Below are 17,727 nucleotides of genomic sequence, written 5' to 3'. Positions count from 1 at the left end.
ACTTCGATTTGCAGCGCCTGATGACGCGGCTTGCCGCCCATCCCCGAGGGAATGGATTCCAGGTGCCGAGGATGATGTGAAGTGCAAGGGATGGGCGATGGCGCTCCCCCGGCCGGCCTCACGGGCGGCCCTCCTCTCGGGGCGGGGCGCGGCGACGCGAGGCAGGCGGGCGCGGAGGGGGCAGGCGAGGGGCGAAGGAAAAGACGGCGTCGCGGCCGCCGACGCGGCAATGGGCGCTCCCGTGCACCCGAGGCAGAGAATGGAGCGAGCATCGCTGCCCCGCCACCCCCCCAGAATGACGTGCAGGCCGAGGCTCTTTCGCCCCAGTCGCGTTCCTTGCCGACCGGTTCCGCTCACCGCGCTGAAACCGGCCCCTCCGGCCCCGCCGCCTCCAAGCCCGCCGAACCCCTAGCCGGCTCGCCAACCTTTCGCAGGTCGGGGCCCCGATTGCCCGAGGCCGAGCACCTCTATGGTGCTCTCGACCTCGGCACGAACAACTGCCGCCTCCTCGTTGCTCGACCGACCCGTCGCGGCTTCTACGTGATCGACGCCTTTTCGCGGGTCATTCGCCTTGGCGAGGGCGTCGCCCAGAGCCGGTTCCTCTCGGACGAGGCAATGCGACGCACGATCGAGGCGCTCCGGATCTGTTCGGACAAGCTCGAACGCCGTGGTGTCCGCCGCGCTCGTCTGGTGGCGACCGAGGCATGCCGGATCGCGGTCAACGGCGAAGCTTTCATTGAACGGGTCGCCGAGGAGACCGGGCTGCGTCTCGAAATCCTCTCGCGCGAGGCCGAGGCCCGGCTGGCGGTCTCTGGCTGTGCCTCGTTGATCGATGCGGGATGCGACTGGGCGCTCGTCTTCGACATCGGCGGCGGCTCCACGGAAATCATCTGGCTCGATCTATCGGACGGGGTCGCCGGCGGCGCGGCGCGCGAGCGTCGCGGTCCAGCCCTGCGCCATGCATTGCAGGACAGCATCGCCGCCTGGACGTCGCTTCCCGTCGGCGTCGTCACGCTGGCCGAGCGCTACGTCGATCGCCCGGTGACGCGGCCCGTGTTCGAGGAGATGGTTGGCGACGTCCTCGCCATGCTCGAGCCGTTCGAGCGCGATCACGAGCTTCGTCGGCGCTTGGCCGGCGCCCGCTTCCACCACCTCGGCACCTCCGGTACGGTCACCACCGTCGCCGGTGTGCACATGGGGCTGCCGCGCTACGAGCGCCAGCGCGTCGACGGCTATTGGATGAACGTTGCCGACGTTGCGCGCGTCTCGAGCGCCCTGGTCGACATGACCCACGGCGAGCGCATCGCCCAGCCGTGCATTGGCCGCGATCGTGCGGACCTCGTGATGGCGGGCTGCGCCATCCTCGAGGCCCTTTTGCGGATGTGGCCCGCCGAGCGCCTCCGGGTGGCGGATCGCGGGCTTCGGGAGGGCATACTGACCACCCTGATGAGTGAGGACGGTCTCTTCAACATCGAGCAACGCCGCCGCCGCTCGCGCCGTGGAGGCGGAAGATGAACGCGGCGGGTGGGGCCGGCGGTGGCCGGGGCAAGGGGCCGGCCAAGGGCACCGGCAAGACCTCGGGTCGAGGCGCGGCCAGTGGCGCGAACCGCCAGCTGACGACACGCGTCAAGTCGGCACGCGGGCGAAAGCTCTCGTCCAAGCTCTGGCTCGAGCGCCAGCTCAACGACCCTTATGTCGAGGCTGCCCAGCGTGAGGGGTTGCGCTCGCGCGCCGCATACAAGCTCATGCAGATCGACGAGCGTCATCGCCTCTTGAAGCCGGGCATGCGCATAGTCGACCTCGGGGCCGCGCCGGGTGGCTGGAGTGTGGTGGCGGCCGCGCGCGTGGCGGCCGCTGGCACCGGGGCAGATGGGGAGGCGGGGGCGGGGCGGGTGATCGCCCTCGACATCTCGCCGATGGAGCCGATCCCGGGTGTCACGATCCTGACCATGGATTTCATGGCCGACGGGGCCGAACGGGCGCTCCTGGACGCGCTCGGGGGCGAGCGGGCCGATGGGGTGCTGACGGACATGGCCGCTCCCGCCACCGGCCACCGCGCCACCGATCACCTGCGCATCATGGCGCTCTGCGAGGTTGCGCTCGCGTTCGCCCTGCAAATTCTCGCGCCGGGCGGCTTTTTTCTCGCCAAGGTGCTGCAGGGGGGCACGGAAGGCGAACTGTTGGCAACGATGAAACGGCATTTCCGGACCGTGCGCCACGTCAAGCCGCCATCCAGCAGGGCCGATTCGGCCGAGCTCTATGTCCTGGCCACAGGTTTTCGCGGGCCGGCTCTGGAAGGCAGTGGCGAAACAGCCGCTTGAGTAACCGTCTCGTGGGGTGCGCGCGGGGCAAGATTGCCAGCAGCCATGGATCGCGTGTATTTGGGCCACGCACGGCAGTGGCTCCGGGCGTCGGCATCCGGCAAGAGGAGATCGCACCATGAGCGATACACTGCGAGGCCTCGATGGCTCGATGGGGCTGACCTTCGACGATGTTCTGTTGCGGCCCGGCCCCTCCGACGTCATGCCCGGCGAGGCCAACGTCGCTTCGCGGGTGACCCGCACCATCGCCGTCAACATTCCGATCATCTCGTCCGCGATGGATACCGTGACCGAGGCGCGCCTTGCCATCGCCATGGCCCAGGCCGGCGGGATCGGCGTCGTCCATCGCAATCTCAGCCCTGAAAAGCAGGCGGCCCAGGTCAGTCAGGTCAAGAAGTTCGAGAGCGGGATGGTCATCGATCCCCTGACCATCGCGCCGGATGCCACCCTCGCCGATGCCCTCGCCATGATGCAGGAGAACCACATCTCGGGCATCCCCGTGGTCGATCCCAAGCGGCGCGGCCGCCTCGTCGGCATTCTCACCAACCGCGATGTACGCTTTGCGAGCCGCCTCGAGCAGCCGGTTTCCGAGCTCATGACGCACGAGAATCTGGTGACCGTGCGCGAAGGGGTCGACAGCGAGGAGGCGCAACGCCTCCTGCACAAGCACCGCATCGAGAAGCTGCTGGTGGTCGACGACGATTTCCGCTGCATCGGCCTCATCACCGTCAAGGACATCGAGAAGGCGGCCCTCAACCCCAATGCCTGCAAGGACGAGCAGGGCCGGCTGCGCGTCGCCGCCGCCACCACCGTCGGGGAAGACGGCCTCGAGCGCTCCCGCCGCTTGATCGACGCAGGCACGGACCTCATCGTCGTCGACACCGCCCACGGCCATTCCTCGCGCGTGCTCGCGACCGTCGAGGCGATCAAGCGTCTGTCGAACGCGACCCAGGTGATGGCGGGCAACGTGGCGACCGCGGAAGGAACCAAGGCGCTCATCGATGCCGGCGCCGATGCGGTCAAGGTTGGCATCGGGCCCGGCTCCATCTGTACGACGCGCATTGTCGCCGGCGTCGGCGTTCCGCAATTGACAGCCATCCTCGAGGCCGTCTCGGTGGCACGCGCGGCCGGCGTTCCGGTCATCGCCGACGGCGGCATCAAGTTTTCGGGCGATCTCGCCAAGGCGATCGCGGCAGGCGCCGACGCGGTCATGATCGGCTCGCTCCTCGCCGGCACGGACGAGAGCCCGGGCGAGGTCTATTTGCACCACGGACGCTCCTACAAGGCCTATCGCGGGATGGGCTCGGTCGGCGCCATGGCACGCGGCTCGGCGGATCGCTACTTCCAGAAGGAGGTCTCGGACGAGCTCAAGCTGGTGCCCGAGGGCATCGAGGGGCAGGTCCCCTACAAGGGACCGGTCGGCAGCGTTCTGCATCAGCTGGTCGGTGGCCTGCGCTCGTCGATGGGCTATGTCGGCGCCGCCAACATCGGGCAAATGCACGAAAAAGCACGCTTCATTCGGATCTCCTCGGCCTCGCTGAGGGAGAGCCACGTCCACGACGTCGCGATCACCCGCGAAAGTCCGAACTATCCGGGTGTCAGTTGAGCAGCTCGGCGTTGCACCCGCGCGCGGCCCCTACAACCCTGTTGCCTCCCGGAGCGGTCGAGAGATGAAACCCGCCGGCCGCATCGCGGCTGCCATCGAGGTCCTCGCGGAGGTCGCCGACCGCCACCGTCCGGCTGCGATCGCACTCGCCGACTGGGGCCGGGCGCACCGCTTCGCCGGCGCTGGCGACCGCTCCGCCATCGGCAATCTCGTCTACGATGCCTTGCGGCGCAGGCTCTCGGCGGCCGCCCGTATGGGCAGCGACAGTCCCCGCGCGTTGGTGCTCGCGACATTGCGCGACACCTGGGGCCTCGATGTCGGGGCGATCGCCGCCTTGTGCATTGGCACTGACCATGCCCCGGAGCCATTGTCGGCGGGTGAACAGCGCGCCCTCGAGCCGACGGAACCGCTCCATATCGCCGATCACGAGAGGGCCAACGTGCCGGGCTGGCTCTGGCCGGCCTTTACTGAAGCGTTCGGCGCTGCTGCGTCCGCCGAGGGCGAGGCTCTGGCGCGTCGCGCGCCGCTCGATCTGCGCTGCAATACGTTGAAGAGCACACCCGAAAAGGTGCTGCGCACTCTCGAGCGCTTCGGCGCCGCGCCCGCTGGCCTGGTCTCGACCGCCATTCGCATCGCGCCACCGGACGGCGGCGGCCGCACACCGAATGTCCAGGCCGAGGCCGGTTTCCAGCGTGGCCACTTCGAGGTTCAGGACCAGGGTTCGCAGGCGGTGGCGGCCCTTGTCGAGGCATTGCCGGGCATGCAGGTTCTCGACCTTTGCGCCGGGGGCGGCGGCAAGACCCTCGCGCTCGCTGCCGCCATGGAGAATAAAGGCCAGATTTTCGCCTATGACAGCGATCGCCTGCGCCTGCAACCCATCTACGAACGCCTCCAACGCGCTGGGGCGCGCAACGTCCAGGTGCGGGCGCCGGGCGATGGCGCCCTCGATGATCTCGCGGGCCGGATGCACCGGGTCGTGGTGGACGCGCCCTGCACCGGTTCTGGTGTCTGGCGTCGCCGGCCGGATGCCAAGTGGCGCCTGACGCCGGAAGCGCTCGCGGCGCGGCTCGCCGAGCAGTCGTCCATCCTAGCCGAGGCGGCCCGCCATGTGCGGCCGGGCGGTCGGCTCTGCTACATCACCTGCTCGGTGCTTGGCGAGGAGAACGAGGGGCGGATCGCGGCATTCCTCGAACGGCATCCGACGTTCACGCCGCTGCCCCTGGAAGGGGCGTGGCGTGCGATGGCCGGGGCGGCGCCTTCGGCCTGGCCGCGTCCGCACGATGGCCTGCTGCTGACGCCGGCGCGAACCGCGACCGACGGGTTCTTCATCACCGTGCTCGAGCGCCGGTCGTAGCGGTGCGTGATCCCTGCAAATGTGCTGCAAGGGAATCAGAGTATCGCGTTCCTCGCGAGCTGTGAGCCGATCATCGCTGTGCTAATCGACTCCGGCGACGCACGCCGATCGCGCCGGCCGGCGCGCTGGGAGAACGACATGCGCACACTCGCCAACATACTGTGGTTCATCGTCTTTTTTGCTCTGACCCTGGCTTCGGCCTACTTCGCCGCGATGCTCGGCCCTGCCGGCGGCGCGAGCGACTGGTACGATGCTCTCGTCAAGCCGTCGTGGATGCCGAACCCCGCTGCCTTCGGCATCGTCTGGCCGGTACTCTATGTTTTGAGTGCGCTTGCCGGCTGGCTCGTCGTGATCCGCTCGCCCGGGTCCTGGGCGGTGCTGTTCTGGGTCGCCCAGCTCGTCCTCAATCCCTATTGGGTCTATCTCTTCTTCGACCAGCGCCTGATGACGCTCGCGCTCGCCGAACTCTGGGTCCTGTGGGCCGTGATCGGCGCATTCCAGTTCGCGAGCTGGCGGCATTCGCGCCTCGCGAGCTGGCTCTATGTTCCCTACTGGGTCTGGGTGAGCTTTGCGATTTGCCTCAACAGCGAGATCGTGCGCCTCAATCCCTGAGCGACATCGATCCCTGCAACTCACTCCGAGCCGACGAGGACGCGGATCGCGGTCGGGTTGAAGTTGTTGCAGGGGTTGAGCACCTGCGGGCAGTTCGAGAGTACGGCGATCACTTTCTGGTCGGCCCGCAGGCGCACGCGATCACCGGGTTTGGATGCCCCGAGCGCGATCGCCGCATCCCCTGCCGCCCCGACCGGCACCCGCATGAACCAATTGACGTTGGGCACGATGTCGCGCCGACCGAGGCCATGGGCCGAAAGTGCGGAAAGGAAGTTTTCCCGACAGCCCGTGTTGGCGGTGCCATAGAGCATCCGGTTGCTGGGCGCCGAGCAGCAACCGCCGATCGTGTCGTGACCTCCGAAGCTGTCCTCGACGATCGTCATGAGCGGGCGGGCGATATCGGAATAGAGCACGTGCCCGGTGGTCAGCATCACCGTGCCCGCGGCCTTCAAGGTGTTCGGCGCGTGGTAGCGCTCGAGCGGATCGTCCGCCCCGTAGACCAGGAAATCGACCGCCTGCTGACCTTCGAGATCGACGATGGTGAGCACTTCGCCGGCCTCGATGACCGAACTCCAATGCCCGCGTGGCGGTATCACCTGATCGATCCGGGCCGGCTCGGCCATGGCGCACCTCCTAGTCGAAGAGGCTGGAGACCGACTCTTCGTTGGCGGTGCGCTGGATGGCCTCGCCCATCAGGGCAGAGATGGAGAGGAAACGCAGGTTGGCCGGCAGCTCGCGCGGTTCGCTCGAATAGATCGAATCGGTGACGACGAGCGGATCGAGTGGCGACTTCTCGATCCTTTTCAGGGCCTCACCCGAAAGAACGCCGTGCGTGATGTAGCCCATCACGCTGAGGGCGCCCCGCTCCATGAGGGCGATGGCGGCGTTGATCAGCGTGCCGCCGGAATCCACGATGTCGTCCACCAGGATGCAGCGGTGCCCCTCGACATCGCCGATGACGTTCATCACCTCCGCCTCGCCGGGACGCGGCCGGCGCTTGTCGACGATGGCGAGCGGCGCCCCGATGCGCTTTGCGATGAGCCGTGCGCGGACCACACCGCCGACGTCCGGCGAGACCACGGTGAGGTTGTCGAGGCTGTAGCGTTCCTTGATGTCGCGCACGAGCACGGGGGCCGCGAATAGGTTGTCCGTCGGGATGTCGAAGAACCCCTGGATCTGGCCAGCGTGGAGGTCGAGCGTCAGAACCCGGTTTGCACCCGCCCGCTCGATCATGTTGGCGACGAGCTTGGCGGAGATCGGCGTGCGCGCGGCTGGCTTCCTGTCCTGGCGGGCATATCCGAAGTAGGGCATCACCGCGGTGATTCGCCGTGCCGATGCCCGCTTCAGGGCATCGATCAGGATGAGCAGTTCCATGAGGTGGTCGTTCGCCGGGGCCGACGTCGACTGCAGGACGAACACGTCCTCGCCGCGCACGTTCTCCTCGATCTCGACGAAAATTTCCTTGTCGGGGAACTTCTTGACGGTTGCTTTCGTCAGTTCGATCCCGAGGTAGCTGCAGATGTCTCGCGCCAGGGGCGGATTGCTGTTGCCAGCGACGATCTTCATGGCGGTCACTCCCTGCACGATCGCCACGCGCACCGGCCTGGAACAGCCGCCCGAGGTTCCAGCGCCGCCCCGATTCCCGCAAGCGCTGGACGAAGTTGACCTCGAAACGACAGGGCGCCGGTCCGATCCGCGAGTCCGCCGCGACGACGTGACGGGATCATGACGCTTCGATGCGGCTCATAGCAATGCGACCCGGCGGTGTAAACCGGCCGGGTCGCTGATATTTCGTCTGTTGTGCACATCCGCGAGACGGGTGGGCGGGTGCCGTCCGTCATCCGTTCGTGGTGCGTCCGGCCTGGGCCTGCTGGCGCTGCTGGATGATGCTGATGATGCTCGGCACCGCAGTTTCGGCGGCTCCTTCGGCGGTCGCCCCCCAAGCCTGGTTGAGAGCCCCCTGCGGCACGGTGTTGCGCTGTACGACCGTGCGCACGTGCTTGCCGCTCGGGTCGAGGACGGCCCATTCGATGCGGATCGCCTGATTGCCGGCCGTTGGCGGGCCCATCTGAACACTGCCCTTGACGGTATAGAATTCGCCGCCGCCCGAGGCCGTCGTGCGGATGCCCTTCTTGGCGAGATGGCGCTGGAGCGCGCCCGCCAGAGAGTTGTTGCCGTCACCGGGCGCACCGGTCACGGGCGGCACGATCGCGACGATCGGCTGAGCGGTGCTCGCAGCTGGCTGTGGCGCGGCGCGAACCACGGCCTGTTGCGGCTGCGCCGTCTGGCTGGCGGCGGCGGCTTGCGGCGCCAGCGGCGTGGGCTGGGCCTGGGCCAACGCCGGCTGACCGGCTCCGGTCTGCGCGATCGCCGGTGCGGTACTTGCCGGAGCGACGGGGGCCGGGGCCTGTGTCGCCGGGATGAAGGCCGCGAGATCGGTGGCGGTCTGCGTGGCGACAGCCTGCAACTCGGCCGCACTGACCAAGGCCCATGGATCACGCTGCGCGGCGCCGGCGATCACGCGCTTGCCCGTGATGCGATGGACGCGCTTGTCGGTGCCGTCGAGGACGTCCCAGATGTAGGACAGCTCGGTGCCGGCGGTACCCGGCGCGGCCACCACATACCCGCGCACGACGTAGTCGGCCTTGACGCCTGCGGTCTTGACCACGGGCACCAGCAGGCGCTCCGTTTCGGCGACCACGGCCGCCTCGAGCTGTTTGGAAATCTTGTCCGGTGCGCCGAAGACGGGCGTCGTGAACGCCACCGACTTGCGCACCATTTGGCCGGACTGCGGCACCTGAGCCGAGAGCTGTTGGTCACCGCCCCCCGTGAACAGTCCCATTGTCTCGCAGCCTGCGAGCGTGAAAGAGGCCAAGCCGACCCACGCAGCGAGCGCGAACGGCCTCAAATTCCTGGGCTGTGCCCATCCAATTGCGCGCGTCACCTCGATACCCCCTTTTGATCTCGTCCTGCTCGGTCGTTCCGAAGCATTTGCAGGATTACGCGCGACTTGAACGCACTCCGACGACCGCTACCCCACCATTCTTGGTACGTCTCGGACCCCCGCTCGTCCAGCCTTGAACGCGCAACGAACTTTGGCGCCTGGGCATGCCCGGTCGATGGACCGGGTACGAGCTGTGGACAAACCTTTAGACCAGAACGATGGCGGATATTTGGCGCCCGTAGTCCGGTTCGCCGAGATGAGTCGAGCGGCGATAGCTGAAGAAGCGCTCCGGATCCTGGTAGGTACATGCCGAAACAGCTTCGATTTGCGCAATTCCGAGGCGTGCGAGCTGGCCTGTGACATACCCCGGCAGATCGAAGTGCGGCTTCGATTCGGCGTGCGGCAAGAGAAAATAACCGGCGGCCTCGGGGTCGCGCTCCAGGAATTCTGTGCGAAACCTCTCGCCCACCTCGTAATTCGGCCCCGAGATGCACGGGCCGACGGCCGCGAAAATCGAATCACGTCGCGCGCCACATGATTCCATTGCCAGAACCGTGGCCTCGACGACCCCGGCGACGGCCCCCTTCCAGCCGGCATGTGCCGCCCCGACGACCCCGGCCAGGGGATCGTGAAGCAGCACGGGTGCGCAATCGGCGGTATTGACGGCGATCGCAAGGCCGGGTGTCGCCGTGACGAGGGCGTCGCACTGCGGCCGGTTCGCGGGATCCCGCCAGGGCTCATCGACGATCTCGGCGCGGGCGCTATGGATCTGGTAGGGCGTCAGCAGGCGTTCGGGATCGACGCCGAGCGCAACGGCCATGCGCGCGCGGTTTTCGGCAACGGCGGTCCGGTCGTCCTTCGAGCCGACGCCCCCGTTGAGGCTCCGGTAGAGACCGTCCGAAACGCCTCCGCGCCGTGTGAAGAAGGCGTGGTGCGCACCGCCGGCGCCGGCAAGGTCGCGGCCCGTCAGGTATTCCGCCATTGTCACCTCCCCAACGATCGCCGCTGCCTAGGCCGGGAACGGTGGCGGCGACGTCTGGCCATTGTGCACGGCGATCGCCCGGAATCGAGTGCCCATTCCGTTCGGCGCGAGGAGACGGTGAACGCCGCTCTCGATGCGGTTGACCGCGCCCGCGTCGCTCGCCGCCGCAACGAGCCGCGCGGCACGCGCCCCGATGCCGAGTGCGGTGAGGAACTCGCCCTGTGTGAGGCTGGCCGTTGCCGAGAGACCCGCCTGACCGAGCTGCCGGCGCAGGTCCGCGAAATCGACCAGCGCGCTGAGATCGGCCAGGCCCGGGTCCTCGAGCGGATCGACGTGTCGGTGATCGCGCACGGCCTGAAGTGTATCGCCGAGCGGCGCCGGACCATCGTAGCCATAATCGACGAGCAGCCCGGCAAAGGGGCCGCCTTCGGCCATCTGAGAGAGCATGCCGACGAGACTGCTGTCCGGTTCCGCACCGGATGCGCCCAGCATGCGCCATTCGGTGATCGTGCCTTCGGCTGGCTGTTCGCGGCCGGAATGGTTGGCCGACGCGCCCACGAGCGGGGGTGGCGCTATGGCGTCGGCGGCGTGTCCGAAGCCGAGCCGCCCGTCGGCCCCCGCCACGACGATCCTTGGATGCCAGGCCCCCTCGACCCAAACCGCCTGATGGATTGCGAGCGCATCCAGCAATTCGTTCGCGACCAGGATGGTGGCACCTTCGAAGCGACTGGCGGGCGGCGTGCTCCAGGTGATGGCGACGTCGCTGTTCGCGAGTATCGCGCGCTGCGTGGCTTCGAGCGCCTCGCTGACCTCGAGCAGTTCGACCCGGAGCTGCTGGCGGAGCTTTGGCGCGACCTTGAGGGCCCGCAGGATGTCGCGCATCATCGTGCCGCGTCCCGGCCCGATCTCGACCAGCCGGATCGCGTCCGGCTCGCCCATCCACCGCCACGCGAGCACGCACCAGATGCCGATCAGCTCGCCGAAAACCTGGCTGATCTCCGGCGCCGTGACGAAATCGCCGCCCCGCCCGAGCGCCGTCTGGCGACGATAGTAGCCGACCCCATCTCCCCTGAGGCATAGGTCCATGTACGCGTCGACGCCGACGCCAACGGCACCGGCCGAGGCCACCCGGCGAACGATCTCGCAGCGGATGGGCTCGGCTCCCTGTGCAAGAGCGCCCTCGCCAAGATCGGATTCATCCACGGCTACGCCCCGTCCGCCCCGCCGAAAGCGCCTGCGATTCCGCCTTGAAGCGCCGTGTGTGTACGAGGTAGGCCCCGACCAGCACCATCGGGATCGAATAGACGATCCCGGGAGTCACAAAGGGGTGCAGTGCCAGCATGTGGTCGGGATCGTAGGCCCGAAAGAGCTCGCAGAAACCGCGCGCCAAACCGTAGCCGATGAGGAAGACGCCGGTGACGAAGCCCGGCCAGCGCATCGCCAGGCGCCCGTGCGTGAACATCCGCACGATGAGGAAGAGCACGATCCCCTCGAGCGCCGCCTCGTAGAGTTGGCTCGGATGGCGGGCCACCACCTCGTCGGCTGGTGCCAGCACTTCGCGCGGGAACACCATCGCCCAGGGCACGTCGCTCGGCCGCCCGTAGACCTCGCCGTTGATGAAATTCGCGATGCGACCGAAGAAGAGGCCGATCGGGACCGCAGCGCTCGCGATATCGGTGAGTGAAAAGAACGAGGTGTCGTTGAGCCGCGCGAATACGAGGAGCGCGAACGTGACGCCGAGCAGGCCGCCATGGAACGACATGCCGCCCTTCCAGACGGAAAGAATCTCCAGCGGGTTTTGGGCGAAAAATACGGGATTGTAGAAGAGCACGTAGCCGAGCCGCCCGCCGACCACCACGCCGAAAGTCACCCAGAGCAGCAGTGAATCGACCTGATCGCGCGTGAGCGGGGCGCGTTCATCGGCCCAGAGCCGCGGGCTCGCCACCAGCCGGCGCACGTAGAACCAGCCGATCAGCAGACCCGCCATATAGGCGACACCATACCACCGCACAGCGAGCGGCCCGATCTGGAACGCCACCGGATCGGGCGCAACGAAAACGAGCGCGGAGAGCGCGAGTGTCCCTGCGGCAAAGAGGATCGTCACGGTCATGGCTCGTCCCTCGTCGGCTGTCAGCGGCGCTCGCGCGAGCGCCAGCCACGGCGCGCGGAGGGTGGTTTGGCTCCGACCGCAAGTCAAGTTCGACCAACCCGGGCAGGGTGTGTCCGTCCCGCCGATTCGCGCCCCTCGAGCGTGGGGTTGTCACCGACGAAACTGGGGAGTAGTGCGCCCGGTGTGGCCAATGCGGCGGTCGTGCCCACAGTCGTGCCGCAATGGCCTGTCCATGTTCGCGCGATCCCGCGAACCTCGTGCCCGGCAACCGTCTGTCCGGCTGCGACGCCAGGAGCAAGGGAGCTTCGATGACCCAGACCCAGAATCGCCTGCTCGACGAACTCGCCAAGCTCATGACGGACGCTGCAGGCGCCGCCCAGGGCATGAAGGCGGAGGTCGAGGCCGTCATGCGCAGCCAGGCCGAGCGCTTCCTGCGCGACATGGATCTCGTGCAGCGCGAGGAGTTCGAGGCCGTGCGCGAGATGGCAGAGCGTGCCCGCACCGAGAATGCGCGCCTCGCCGAGCGCTTGGCCGTGTTGGAAGCGCGCCTCGGTCCGGTTCCACCCGAACATGCCGGAAATCGCTGAGCGTGGGGCCTGGCGCAGGTCCGGCGGCAGGGCTGTCGTCGTGGCCAAGGGCCATTTCGCGTGGACAGCGCCGGGCGCAAGGTTGCGACTCGTCGGCCAGCGGGTCTAGCTGGCGATGGACGGGGCGCTCGGCCCTGAACACCGGGTCAGCTTCGAATTCGAGAGGCATCGATGGCTGGAGTGACGCTGAAGGCTGACAACCGCTCGACGCCCCTCGAGAAGCTGGAGCGCATCGCGGGCGCCCACGATTGGGCATTCGAGCGCAGCGGTGAAGACGAGTTGACTCTGGCCGTCGCCGGCAGCTGGACCGACTACCAGCTTTCCTTCAACTGGCGTCAGGATCTCGAGACCCTGCACGTTGCCTGCGCCTTCGACTTCAAGGTGCCCGAGGCACGCCTCGCCGAGGTCTACCGCCTCATCGCCCAGATCAACGAGCAACTCTGGCTCGGTCATTTCGACATCTGGCCGAGCGACGGCCTCGTTCTCTATCGCCATGGTCTCATGCTGAACAATGCGGTGGCCAGCCGCGAGCAGTGCGAGGCGCTGCTCGAAGCCGCCCTCGATGCATGCGAGCGCTATTATCAGGCCTTCCAGTTCGTGGTTTGGGCCGGCAAGGCGCCGCGCGAGGCACTCGCCGGCACGATGTTCGAGACCGAAGGCAAGGCCTGAACGGCGCGCCATCCGCCACCTGCCTGCGGCTCAGCGCCTCGGCGTGCGGCGCGGTCGTGCCCGCTTGCCCGCAGGCTCGGAGAGCGCGCTCGCCGAACGCCGAACCGATTGCGTGATCTCCGTGAATTGGCGTGCCAGCGGATTGGCGTTGCGCCAAACCATGCCGATCGTGCGTCTCGGCTGCGGCTCCTCGAAACGGTCGACCACGACCGCCGCCGAGCGCGTCTCGACGGCGACCGCCATCTCCGGAATGAGGGTGACGCCGATTCCGGCACCGACCATTTGCACGAGGGTGGAGAGCGAACTGGCGTCCAGGAGGTCGCGCGGCAATGCCGAGTCGATCGCACAGAACGACAGCGCCTGATCGCGAAAACAATGTCCCTCTTCGAGCAGGAGCAGCCGCATCTCGGCGAGCGCCTTTGCATCGGGAACCGGCAAGTGCGCATTGGCGCGCGGCCGCACGAGCAGGAAGCTTTCCGAAAAGAGCGCGACCTCCACGAGTGAGGGCTCCGAGATCGGCAGCGCGACGATGGCGGCATCGAGGCGGCCGTCGCGCAGTTCCTCGACGAGCTTTTGTGTGACCGCCTCGCGAACGTTGAGGTCGAGATCGGGGTGCGTGCGTGCGAGGTCGCCGATCACCAACGGCAACAGATAGGGTGCGACGGTCGGGATGATGCCGACGCGCAGTCGCCCAGCCAGACGCCCCATTGAAGCCCGCGCAGCATCCCCGAGGTCGTCCACCGACCGCAGGATCTCGCGGGCCCTGCGGGCCGCTTCCGCACCGAATCCGGTCAAACGGACAGTGCGCGCGCCGCGCTCGACCAGCACCGCGCCAAGGGCCTCTTCGAGTTCCCTGACTTGCATGGAAAGGGCGGGCTGCGTCACCGAGCAGGCCTCGGCGGCGCGCCCGAAGTGCCCATGGCGGGCGAGGGCGTCGAAGTAGCGCAATTGGCGCAGGGAGATCTGGGGCATCAGAACTTCTTATCGCAACGATCAGAGAAGCCAACTTTACCTGATAATTGGAACTGCGCTAAGGAGGCCTTCGATGCAGTTACAAGCAAAGGGGTGACGACATGGCCGACGACAACAAGTGTCCGGTTATGCATGGCGCGACCACGTTCGGCTCGCGCTCGAACCGCGACTGGTGGCCGAACCAGCTCAACCTGAAGATGCTCCATCAGAATCCGCCGGCCGGCAACCCGCTCGGCGGCGCCTTCGACTACGCGGCGGCCTTCAGGAAGCTCGATCTGGCCGCGGTCAAGCGCGACCTCACCGCCCTGATGACCGAGAGCCAGGACTGGTGGCCCGCCGACTACGGTCACTATGGCGGCCTTTTCATCCGCATGGCCTGGCACAGCGCCGGCACTTATCGCACGGCGGACGGGCGCGGCGGCGCCGGCTCCGGCACGCAGCGTTTCGCCCCCCTCAACAGCTGGCCGGACAACGGCAACCTCGACAAGGCCCGCCGCCTGCTCTGGCCGATCAAGATGAAGTACGGCAACGCGCTTTCCTGGGCCGACCTCATGATCCTCGCGGGCAACGTCGCCATCGAGTCGATGGGCGGCAAGACCTTCGGCTTCGCCGGCGGTCGCGAGGACGTCTGGGAGCCCGAGGAGGATATATACTGGGGCTCGGAGGGCACCTGGCTCGGCGACGAGCGCTATTCCGGCGACCGTGAACTGGCCAATCCCCTGGCGGCCGTGCAGATGGGTCTCATCTACGTCAACCCCGAGGGACCGAACGGCAAACCCGATCCCGTCGCCTCCGGCCGCGACATCCGCGAGACGTTCGCGCGCATGGCTATGAACGACTACGAGACGGTGGCGCTCACCGCCGGTGGCCACACCTTCGGCAAGATGCACGGGGCGGGCGCTGCCTCGCACGTCGGACCCGAGCCCGAGGCCGCGCCGATCGAGGCGATGGGCTTCGGCTGGCTCAGCTCCTACAAGTCCGGCAAGGGCGGCGACACCATCACCTCCGGCCTCGAGGGGGCCTGGACGCCCAATCCGATCAAGTGGGACAACGGCTACTTCGACGTGCTCTTCAAGTACGAGTGGGAGTGTGTGAAGAGCCCGGCCGGCGCCTTCGTCTGGACGCCCAAGAACATCGCGCCCGAGGACATGGCTCCCGATCCGGCCGACCCCTCCAAGCGCGTTCCGATCTTCATGTCGACCGCCGACATGGCGATGCGCATGGATCCGGCCTATGAGAAGATCTCGCGCCACTTCCACAAGAACCCGGCCGAGTTCGCCGACGCCTTCGCCCGCGCCTGGTTCAAGCTGACGCACCGCGACATGGGTCCGAAGTCGCGCTACCTCGGGCCAGAGGTGCCTGCCGAGGATCTCATCTGGCAGGATCCGATCCCGGCCGTCGACCACCCCCTGGTCGATGCCAAGGATATCGCCGACCTCGAGGCCAAGGTTCTCGGCTCGGGGCTGTCTGTCGCCGACCTCGTCTTCACGGCGTGGGCCTCGGCGTCCACCTTCCGCGGTTCCGACAAGCGGGGCGGCGCCAATGGCGCGCGCATTCGCCTCAGCCCGCAGAAGGACTGGGCGGCCAACGAGCCGGTCCGCTCCGGTAAGGTGCTCGCCAAGCTCGAGGAAATCCGCAAGGCCTTCAATGCTTCCGCTACCGGTGGCAAGAAGGTCTCGCTCGCCGATCTCATCGTGCTGGCCGGCGGCGCGGCGATCGGCAAGGCGGCCAAGGACGCAGGCCATACGGTGAAGGTGCCCTTCACGCCGGGCCGCATGGATGCGTCCCAGGAGCAGACGGACGCCGATTCTTTTGCTCCCATGGAGCCCGAGGCCGACGGCTTCCGCAACTACGCCAAGGCCAAGTACACCGTCTCGGCCGAGGCCATGCTGGTCGACAAGGCCCAGCTCCTGACGCTGACCGCGCCCGAGATGACGGCACTCGTCGGCGGCCTGCGCGTACTCGGTGCCAACCACGGCGGCACCAAGCACGGCGTCTTCACGTCCCGGCCCGGCCAGTTGACGAACGACTTCTTCGTCAACGTGCTCGACATGGCCACCGCTTGGCAGCCGGTCGCTGGCAGTGACGGCGTCTACGAGGGCCGCGACCGCAAGTCCGGCGCCGTCAAGTGGACCGGCACGCGCGTCGACCTCGTCTTCGGATCGAACTCGCTGTTGCGGGCGCTCGCCGAGGTCTATGCCCAGGCGGACAACAAGAAGAAGTTCGTCGAGGACTTCGTTGCCGCCTGGACGAAGGTGATGAACGCCGACCGTTTCGAGGTCGCCGCGCACGCCTGAGGTCGAAACCGGACCGGCGCGCGGGCTCCCGCGCGCCGGCCAGCCCCCGGTGCTAGAGGTTCTTCTCCATGAAGATGCTCGTCGGCACCTCCCAGTAGTCGGCGAACGGTCCCCGTTCGCGGTAGCCGAGCGCGCGATAGAGCCCGAGCGCCTCGGCCTGCGCATCGCCCGTCTCGAGCCGCATGACCACCCGGCCCTCGGCGCGCGCATTGGCCTCGTTGGCCGCAACCAGCCGGCGCGCGAGACCGTGCCCGCGCGCGCCATGCGCCACCCAGAGGCGCGACAGCTCGCAGTAATCGTCGAAGATTTTCGATCCGCAGCAACCGGCGGCTCGCCCTGCGGCGTCGCGCGCGACGAAAAACCGGATGTGCGGGGCCGCGAGCGCCTCGAGCGAGAGCCCGAAATTGTGCTCGGGCGGATAGTGCCGATCGAGTTCGGCCTGCAGGTCCGCGATCAGATCGGGCACACCGGGCGCCGTCGCAGGCTCACGCGCGATCGAGAACGGCGGCAGGAACGTCTCGCTCATCGCCCCTCCCCCCGCCAGCGCGCCCGCGCCTCCTCGTCCTCCTCGCGCGCCTCCACCCAGCGGTTCTTGCCGTCCGCGAGCTGTTCCTTCTTCCAGAAGGGAGCCGACGTCTTGAGGTAATCCATGAGGAATGCCGCCGCGGCGAACGCCGCCTCGCGGTGCGCCGACAGTGTGACCACGAGGACGATGTTGTCGCCGGGCTTCATGGTGCCGTGGCGATGGACGATGAGGCTGTCCATGAGCGGCCAGCGCCTGTGCGCCTCGGCCTCGATGTCGGAGAGTTCGCGCTCCGTCATGCCCGGATAATGCTCGAGGGTGAAGCTCTCGAGCCCGCCCGTCATTTCGCGCACGGTGCCCGTGAACGTCACGATCGCCCCGACATCCGTGCGCCCCGCCTTCAGCCGCGCCACTTCGGCGCCGATGTCGAAATCCTCCGTCCCGACCCGGATCATCGGCTCATCCTCCGGTGACGGGAGGAAAGAACGCGATTTCGCGGGCTCCGGCGATCGGGGCCGTGTGTTTGGCGTGCGTCTGGTCGATGGCGGCGCGGATCACCTCGGCCTTGGCGAAGGCGGCCTCGAATTCGGGCCCGCGCGACTTGAGCCAAGCGATGAGTTCGCCGACCGTCGCAACGCCCGCCGGCACCTCGATCTCCTCCTCGGCCGCCCCGATCTGCTCGCGCACCCAGGCGAAATACTTGAGCTTCATGCAAAGTCCTCGCTGTTTCGGCCGCTGCCCGTCCGCCCT

The 17,727-nt window shown here is 67.7% G+C and carries 18 protein-coding genes; 8 read left to right on the top strand and 10 right to left on the bottom strand.

Annotated elements, in window-relative coordinates; genetic code table 11:
• Positions 1–90: 90 nt before the first annotated feature.
• The 5 genes from GC150_07965 (at position 91) to GC150_07945 (ending at position 5,893) form a co-directional block, all read left to right on the top strand.
• Positions 91–1,515: a Ppx/GppA family phosphatase gene (locus tag GC150_07965; protein ID MBI1384829.1), complete on the top strand. Its 1,425-nt coding sequence runs from the start codon at positions 91–93 to the stop codon at positions 1,513–1,515.
• Positions 1,512–2,321 carry a 23S rRNA methyltransferase gene (locus GC150_07960; GenBank protein ID MBI1384828.1) on the top strand — a complete coding sequence of 270 codons (810 nt, stop codon included), beginning with the start codon at positions 1,512–1,514 and terminating at the stop codon, positions 2,319–2,321. The genes GC150_07965 and GC150_07960 overlap by 4 nt, the downstream gene beginning before the upstream one ends.
• Before the next feature lie 118 nt (positions 2,322–2,439).
• Positions 2,440–3,927 (top strand): IMP dehydrogenase, encoded by a 1,488-nt coding sequence (guaB, locus tag GC150_07955; protein ID MBI1384827.1) that lies wholly within the window; start codon positions 2,440–2,442, stop codon positions 3,925–3,927.
• Positions 3,928–3,991: 64 nt separating this feature from the next.
• Positions 3,992–5,281, top strand: a complete 1,290-nt coding sequence (locus GC150_07950) for an MFS transporter (protein MBI1384826.1) — start codon at positions 3,992–3,994, stop codon at positions 5,279–5,281.
• A gap of 138 nt (positions 5,282–5,419) precedes the next feature.
• A complete protein-coding gene (locus tag GC150_07945; protein ID MBI1384825.1) occupies positions 5,420–5,893 on the top strand; it encodes a sensory protein TspO in 474 nt (157 codons plus the stop codon).
• Between the two features lie 20 nt (positions 5,894–5,913).
• Here GC150_07945 and GC150_07940 read toward each other — a convergent pair whose 3' ends face one another.
• From GC150_07940 to GC150_07915, 6 genes are all read right to left on the bottom strand, one after another.
• Positions 5,914–6,516, bottom strand: coding sequence for a DUF1989 domain-containing protein (locus tag GC150_07940; protein ID MBI1384824.1), 603 nt, complete (start codon positions 6,514–6,516; stop codon positions 5,914–5,916).
• A 10-nt stretch (positions 6,517–6,526) separates the two neighbouring features.
• A complete protein-coding gene (prs, locus tag GC150_07935) occupies positions 6,527–7,459 on the bottom strand; it encodes a ribose-phosphate diphosphokinase (protein ID MBI1384823.1) in 933 nt (310 codons plus the stop codon).
• A 271-nt stretch (positions 7,460–7,730) separates the two neighbouring features.
• On the bottom strand, positions 7,731–8,735 hold the full coding sequence (locus tag GC150_07930; GenBank protein ID MBI1384822.1) for a hypothetical protein: 1,005 nt from the start codon (positions 8,733–8,735) through the stop codon (positions 7,731–7,733).
• A 307-nt stretch (positions 8,736–9,042) separates the two neighbouring features.
• Entirely contained in the window at positions 9,043–9,819 is a 777-nt protein-coding gene (pgeF, locus tag GC150_07925) for a peptidoglycan editing factor PgeF (protein ID MBI1384821.1), read from the bottom strand.
• Between the two features lie 27 nt (positions 9,820–9,846).
• Positions 9,847–11,022 carry a class I SAM-dependent methyltransferase gene (locus tag GC150_07920; GenBank protein MBI1384820.1) on the bottom strand — a complete coding sequence of 392 codons (1,176 nt, stop codon included), beginning with the start codon at positions 11,020–11,022 and terminating at the stop codon, positions 9,847–9,849.
• Positions 11,015–11,929: a prolipoprotein diacylglyceryl transferase gene (locus GC150_07915; GenBank protein MBI1384819.1), complete on the bottom strand. Its 915-nt coding sequence runs from the start codon at positions 11,927–11,929 to the stop codon at positions 11,015–11,017. Before GC150_07915 ends, GC150_07920 begins: the two co-directional genes overlap by 8 nt.
• A 308-nt stretch (positions 11,930–12,237) precedes the next feature.
• Between GC150_07915 and GC150_07910 the strand changes: the two genes are divergently transcribed.
• Both GC150_07910 and GC150_07905 read left to right on the top strand, forming a co-directional pair.
• Positions 12,238–12,516 carry an accessory factor UbiK family protein gene (locus tag GC150_07910; protein MBI1384818.1) on the top strand — a complete coding sequence of 93 codons (279 nt, stop codon included), beginning with the start codon at positions 12,238–12,240 and terminating at the stop codon, positions 12,514–12,516.
• A 171-nt stretch (positions 12,517–12,687) separates the two neighbouring features.
• Positions 12,688–13,185, top strand: coding sequence for a hypothetical protein (locus tag GC150_07905; protein MBI1384817.1), 498 nt, complete (start codon positions 12,688–12,690; stop codon positions 13,183–13,185).
• 30 nt (positions 13,186–13,215) lie between these two features.
• Here the strand turns inward: GC150_07905 and GC150_07900 are convergent, their stop codons facing one another.
• On the bottom strand, positions 13,216–14,157 hold the full coding sequence (locus GC150_07900) for a LysR family transcriptional regulator (protein MBI1384816.1): 942 nt from the start codon (positions 14,155–14,157) through the stop codon (positions 13,216–13,218).
• 101 nt (positions 14,158–14,258) lie between these two features.
• Here GC150_07900 and katG point away from each other — a divergent pair, with 101 nt between their 5' ends.
• Complete coding sequence (gene katG / locus GC150_07895) at positions 14,259–16,454, top strand: catalase/peroxidase HPI (GenBank protein MBI1384815.1); 2,196 nt, start codon at positions 14,259–14,261, stop codon at positions 16,452–16,454.
• Positions 16,455–16,506: 52 nt separating this feature from the next.
• Here the strand turns inward: katG and GC150_07890 are convergent, their stop codons facing one another.
• The 3 genes from GC150_07890 to moaD are packed head-to-tail and all read right to left on the bottom strand — an operon-like array spanning position 16,507 to position 17,688.
• Entirely contained in the window at positions 16,507–16,980 is a 474-nt protein-coding gene (locus GC150_07890; protein ID MBI1384814.1) for a GNAT family N-acetyltransferase, read from the bottom strand.
• The gene (locus GC150_07885; GenBank protein ID MBI1384813.1) at positions 16,977–17,432 is read right to left on the bottom strand and encodes a molybdenum cofactor biosynthesis protein MoaE; all 456 of its coding nucleotides are present in this window, start codon (positions 17,430–17,432) and stop codon (positions 16,977–16,979) included. The genes GC150_07890 and GC150_07885 overlap by 4 nt, the downstream gene beginning before the upstream one ends.
• Positions 17,433–17,436: 4 nt before the next feature.
• Positions 17,437–17,688 (bottom strand): molybdopterin converting factor subunit 1, encoded by a 252-nt coding sequence (gene moaD, locus GC150_07880; GenBank protein ID MBI1384812.1) that lies wholly within the window; start codon positions 17,686–17,688, stop codon positions 17,437–17,439.
• Positions 17,689–17,727: the final 39 nt, after the last annotated feature.

This window comes from Hyphomicrobiales bacterium (assembly GCA_016125495.1).
Taxonomy (GTDB): Bacteria; Pseudomonadota; Alphaproteobacteria; order Rhizobiales; family RI-29; genus RI-29.
The sequence above is the reverse complement of the archived record's forward strand: the minus strand, read 5'-3'. Positions and strand labels throughout refer to the sequence as shown.

Coding starts and splice junctions, on each gene's coding strand:
- GC150_07950 (MBI1384826.1), top strand. CDS start 3,992: ATGAAACCCGCCGGCCGCATCGCGGCTGCCATCGAGGTCCTCGCGGAG.
- GC150_07930 (MBI1384822.1), bottom strand. CDS start 8,735: ATGGGACTGTTCACGGGGGGCGGTGACCAACAGCTCTCGGCTCAGGTG.
- moaD (MBI1384812.1), bottom strand. CDS start 17,688: ATGAAGCTCAAGTATTTCGCCTGGGTGCGCGAGCAGATCGGGGCGGCC.
- GC150_07940 (MBI1384824.1), bottom strand. CDS start 6,516: ATGGCCGAGCCGGCCCGGATCGATCAGGTGATACCGCCACGCGGGCAT.
- guaB (MBI1384827.1), top strand. CDS start 2,440: ATGAGCGATACACTGCGAGGCCTCGATGGCTCGATGGGGCTGACCTTC.
- GC150_07960 (MBI1384828.1), top strand. CDS start 1,512: ATGAACGCGGCGGGTGGGGCCGGCGGTGGCCGGGGCAAGGGGCCGGCC.
- GC150_07910 (MBI1384818.1), top strand. CDS start 12,238: ATGACCCAGACCCAGAATCGCCTGCTCGACGAACTCGCCAAGCTCATG.
- pgeF (MBI1384821.1), bottom strand. CDS start 9,819: ATGGCGGAATACCTGACGGGCCGCGACCTTGCCGGCGCCGGCGGTGCG.
- GC150_07905 (MBI1384817.1), top strand. CDS start 12,688: ATGGCTGGAGTGACGCTGAAGGCTGACAACCGCTCGACGCCCCTCGAG.
- katG (MBI1384815.1), top strand. CDS start 14,259: ATGGCCGACGACAACAAGTGTCCGGTTATGCATGGCGCGACCACGTTC.
- GC150_07900 (MBI1384816.1), bottom strand. CDS start 14,157: ATGCCCCAGATCTCCCTGCGCCAATTGCGCTACTTCGACGCCCTCGCC.
- prs (MBI1384823.1), bottom strand. CDS start 7,459: ATGAAGATCGTCGCTGGCAACAGCAATCCGCCCCTGGCGCGAGACATC.
- GC150_07885 (MBI1384813.1), bottom strand. CDS start 17,432: ATGATCCGGGTCGGGACGGAGGATTTCGACATCGGCGCCGAAGTGGCG.
- GC150_07965 (MBI1384829.1), top strand. CDS start 91: ATGGGCGATGGCGCTCCCCCGGCCGGCCTCACGGGCGGCCCTCCTCTC.
- GC150_07890 (MBI1384814.1), bottom strand. CDS start 16,980: ATGAGCGAGACGTTCCTGCCGCCGTTCTCGATCGCGCGTGAGCCTGCG.
- GC150_07915 (MBI1384819.1), bottom strand. CDS start 11,929: ATGACCGTGACGATCCTCTTTGCCGCAGGGACACTCGCGCTCTCCGCG.
- GC150_07945 (MBI1384825.1), top strand. CDS start 5,420: ATGCGCACACTCGCCAACATACTGTGGTTCATCGTCTTTTTTGCTCTG.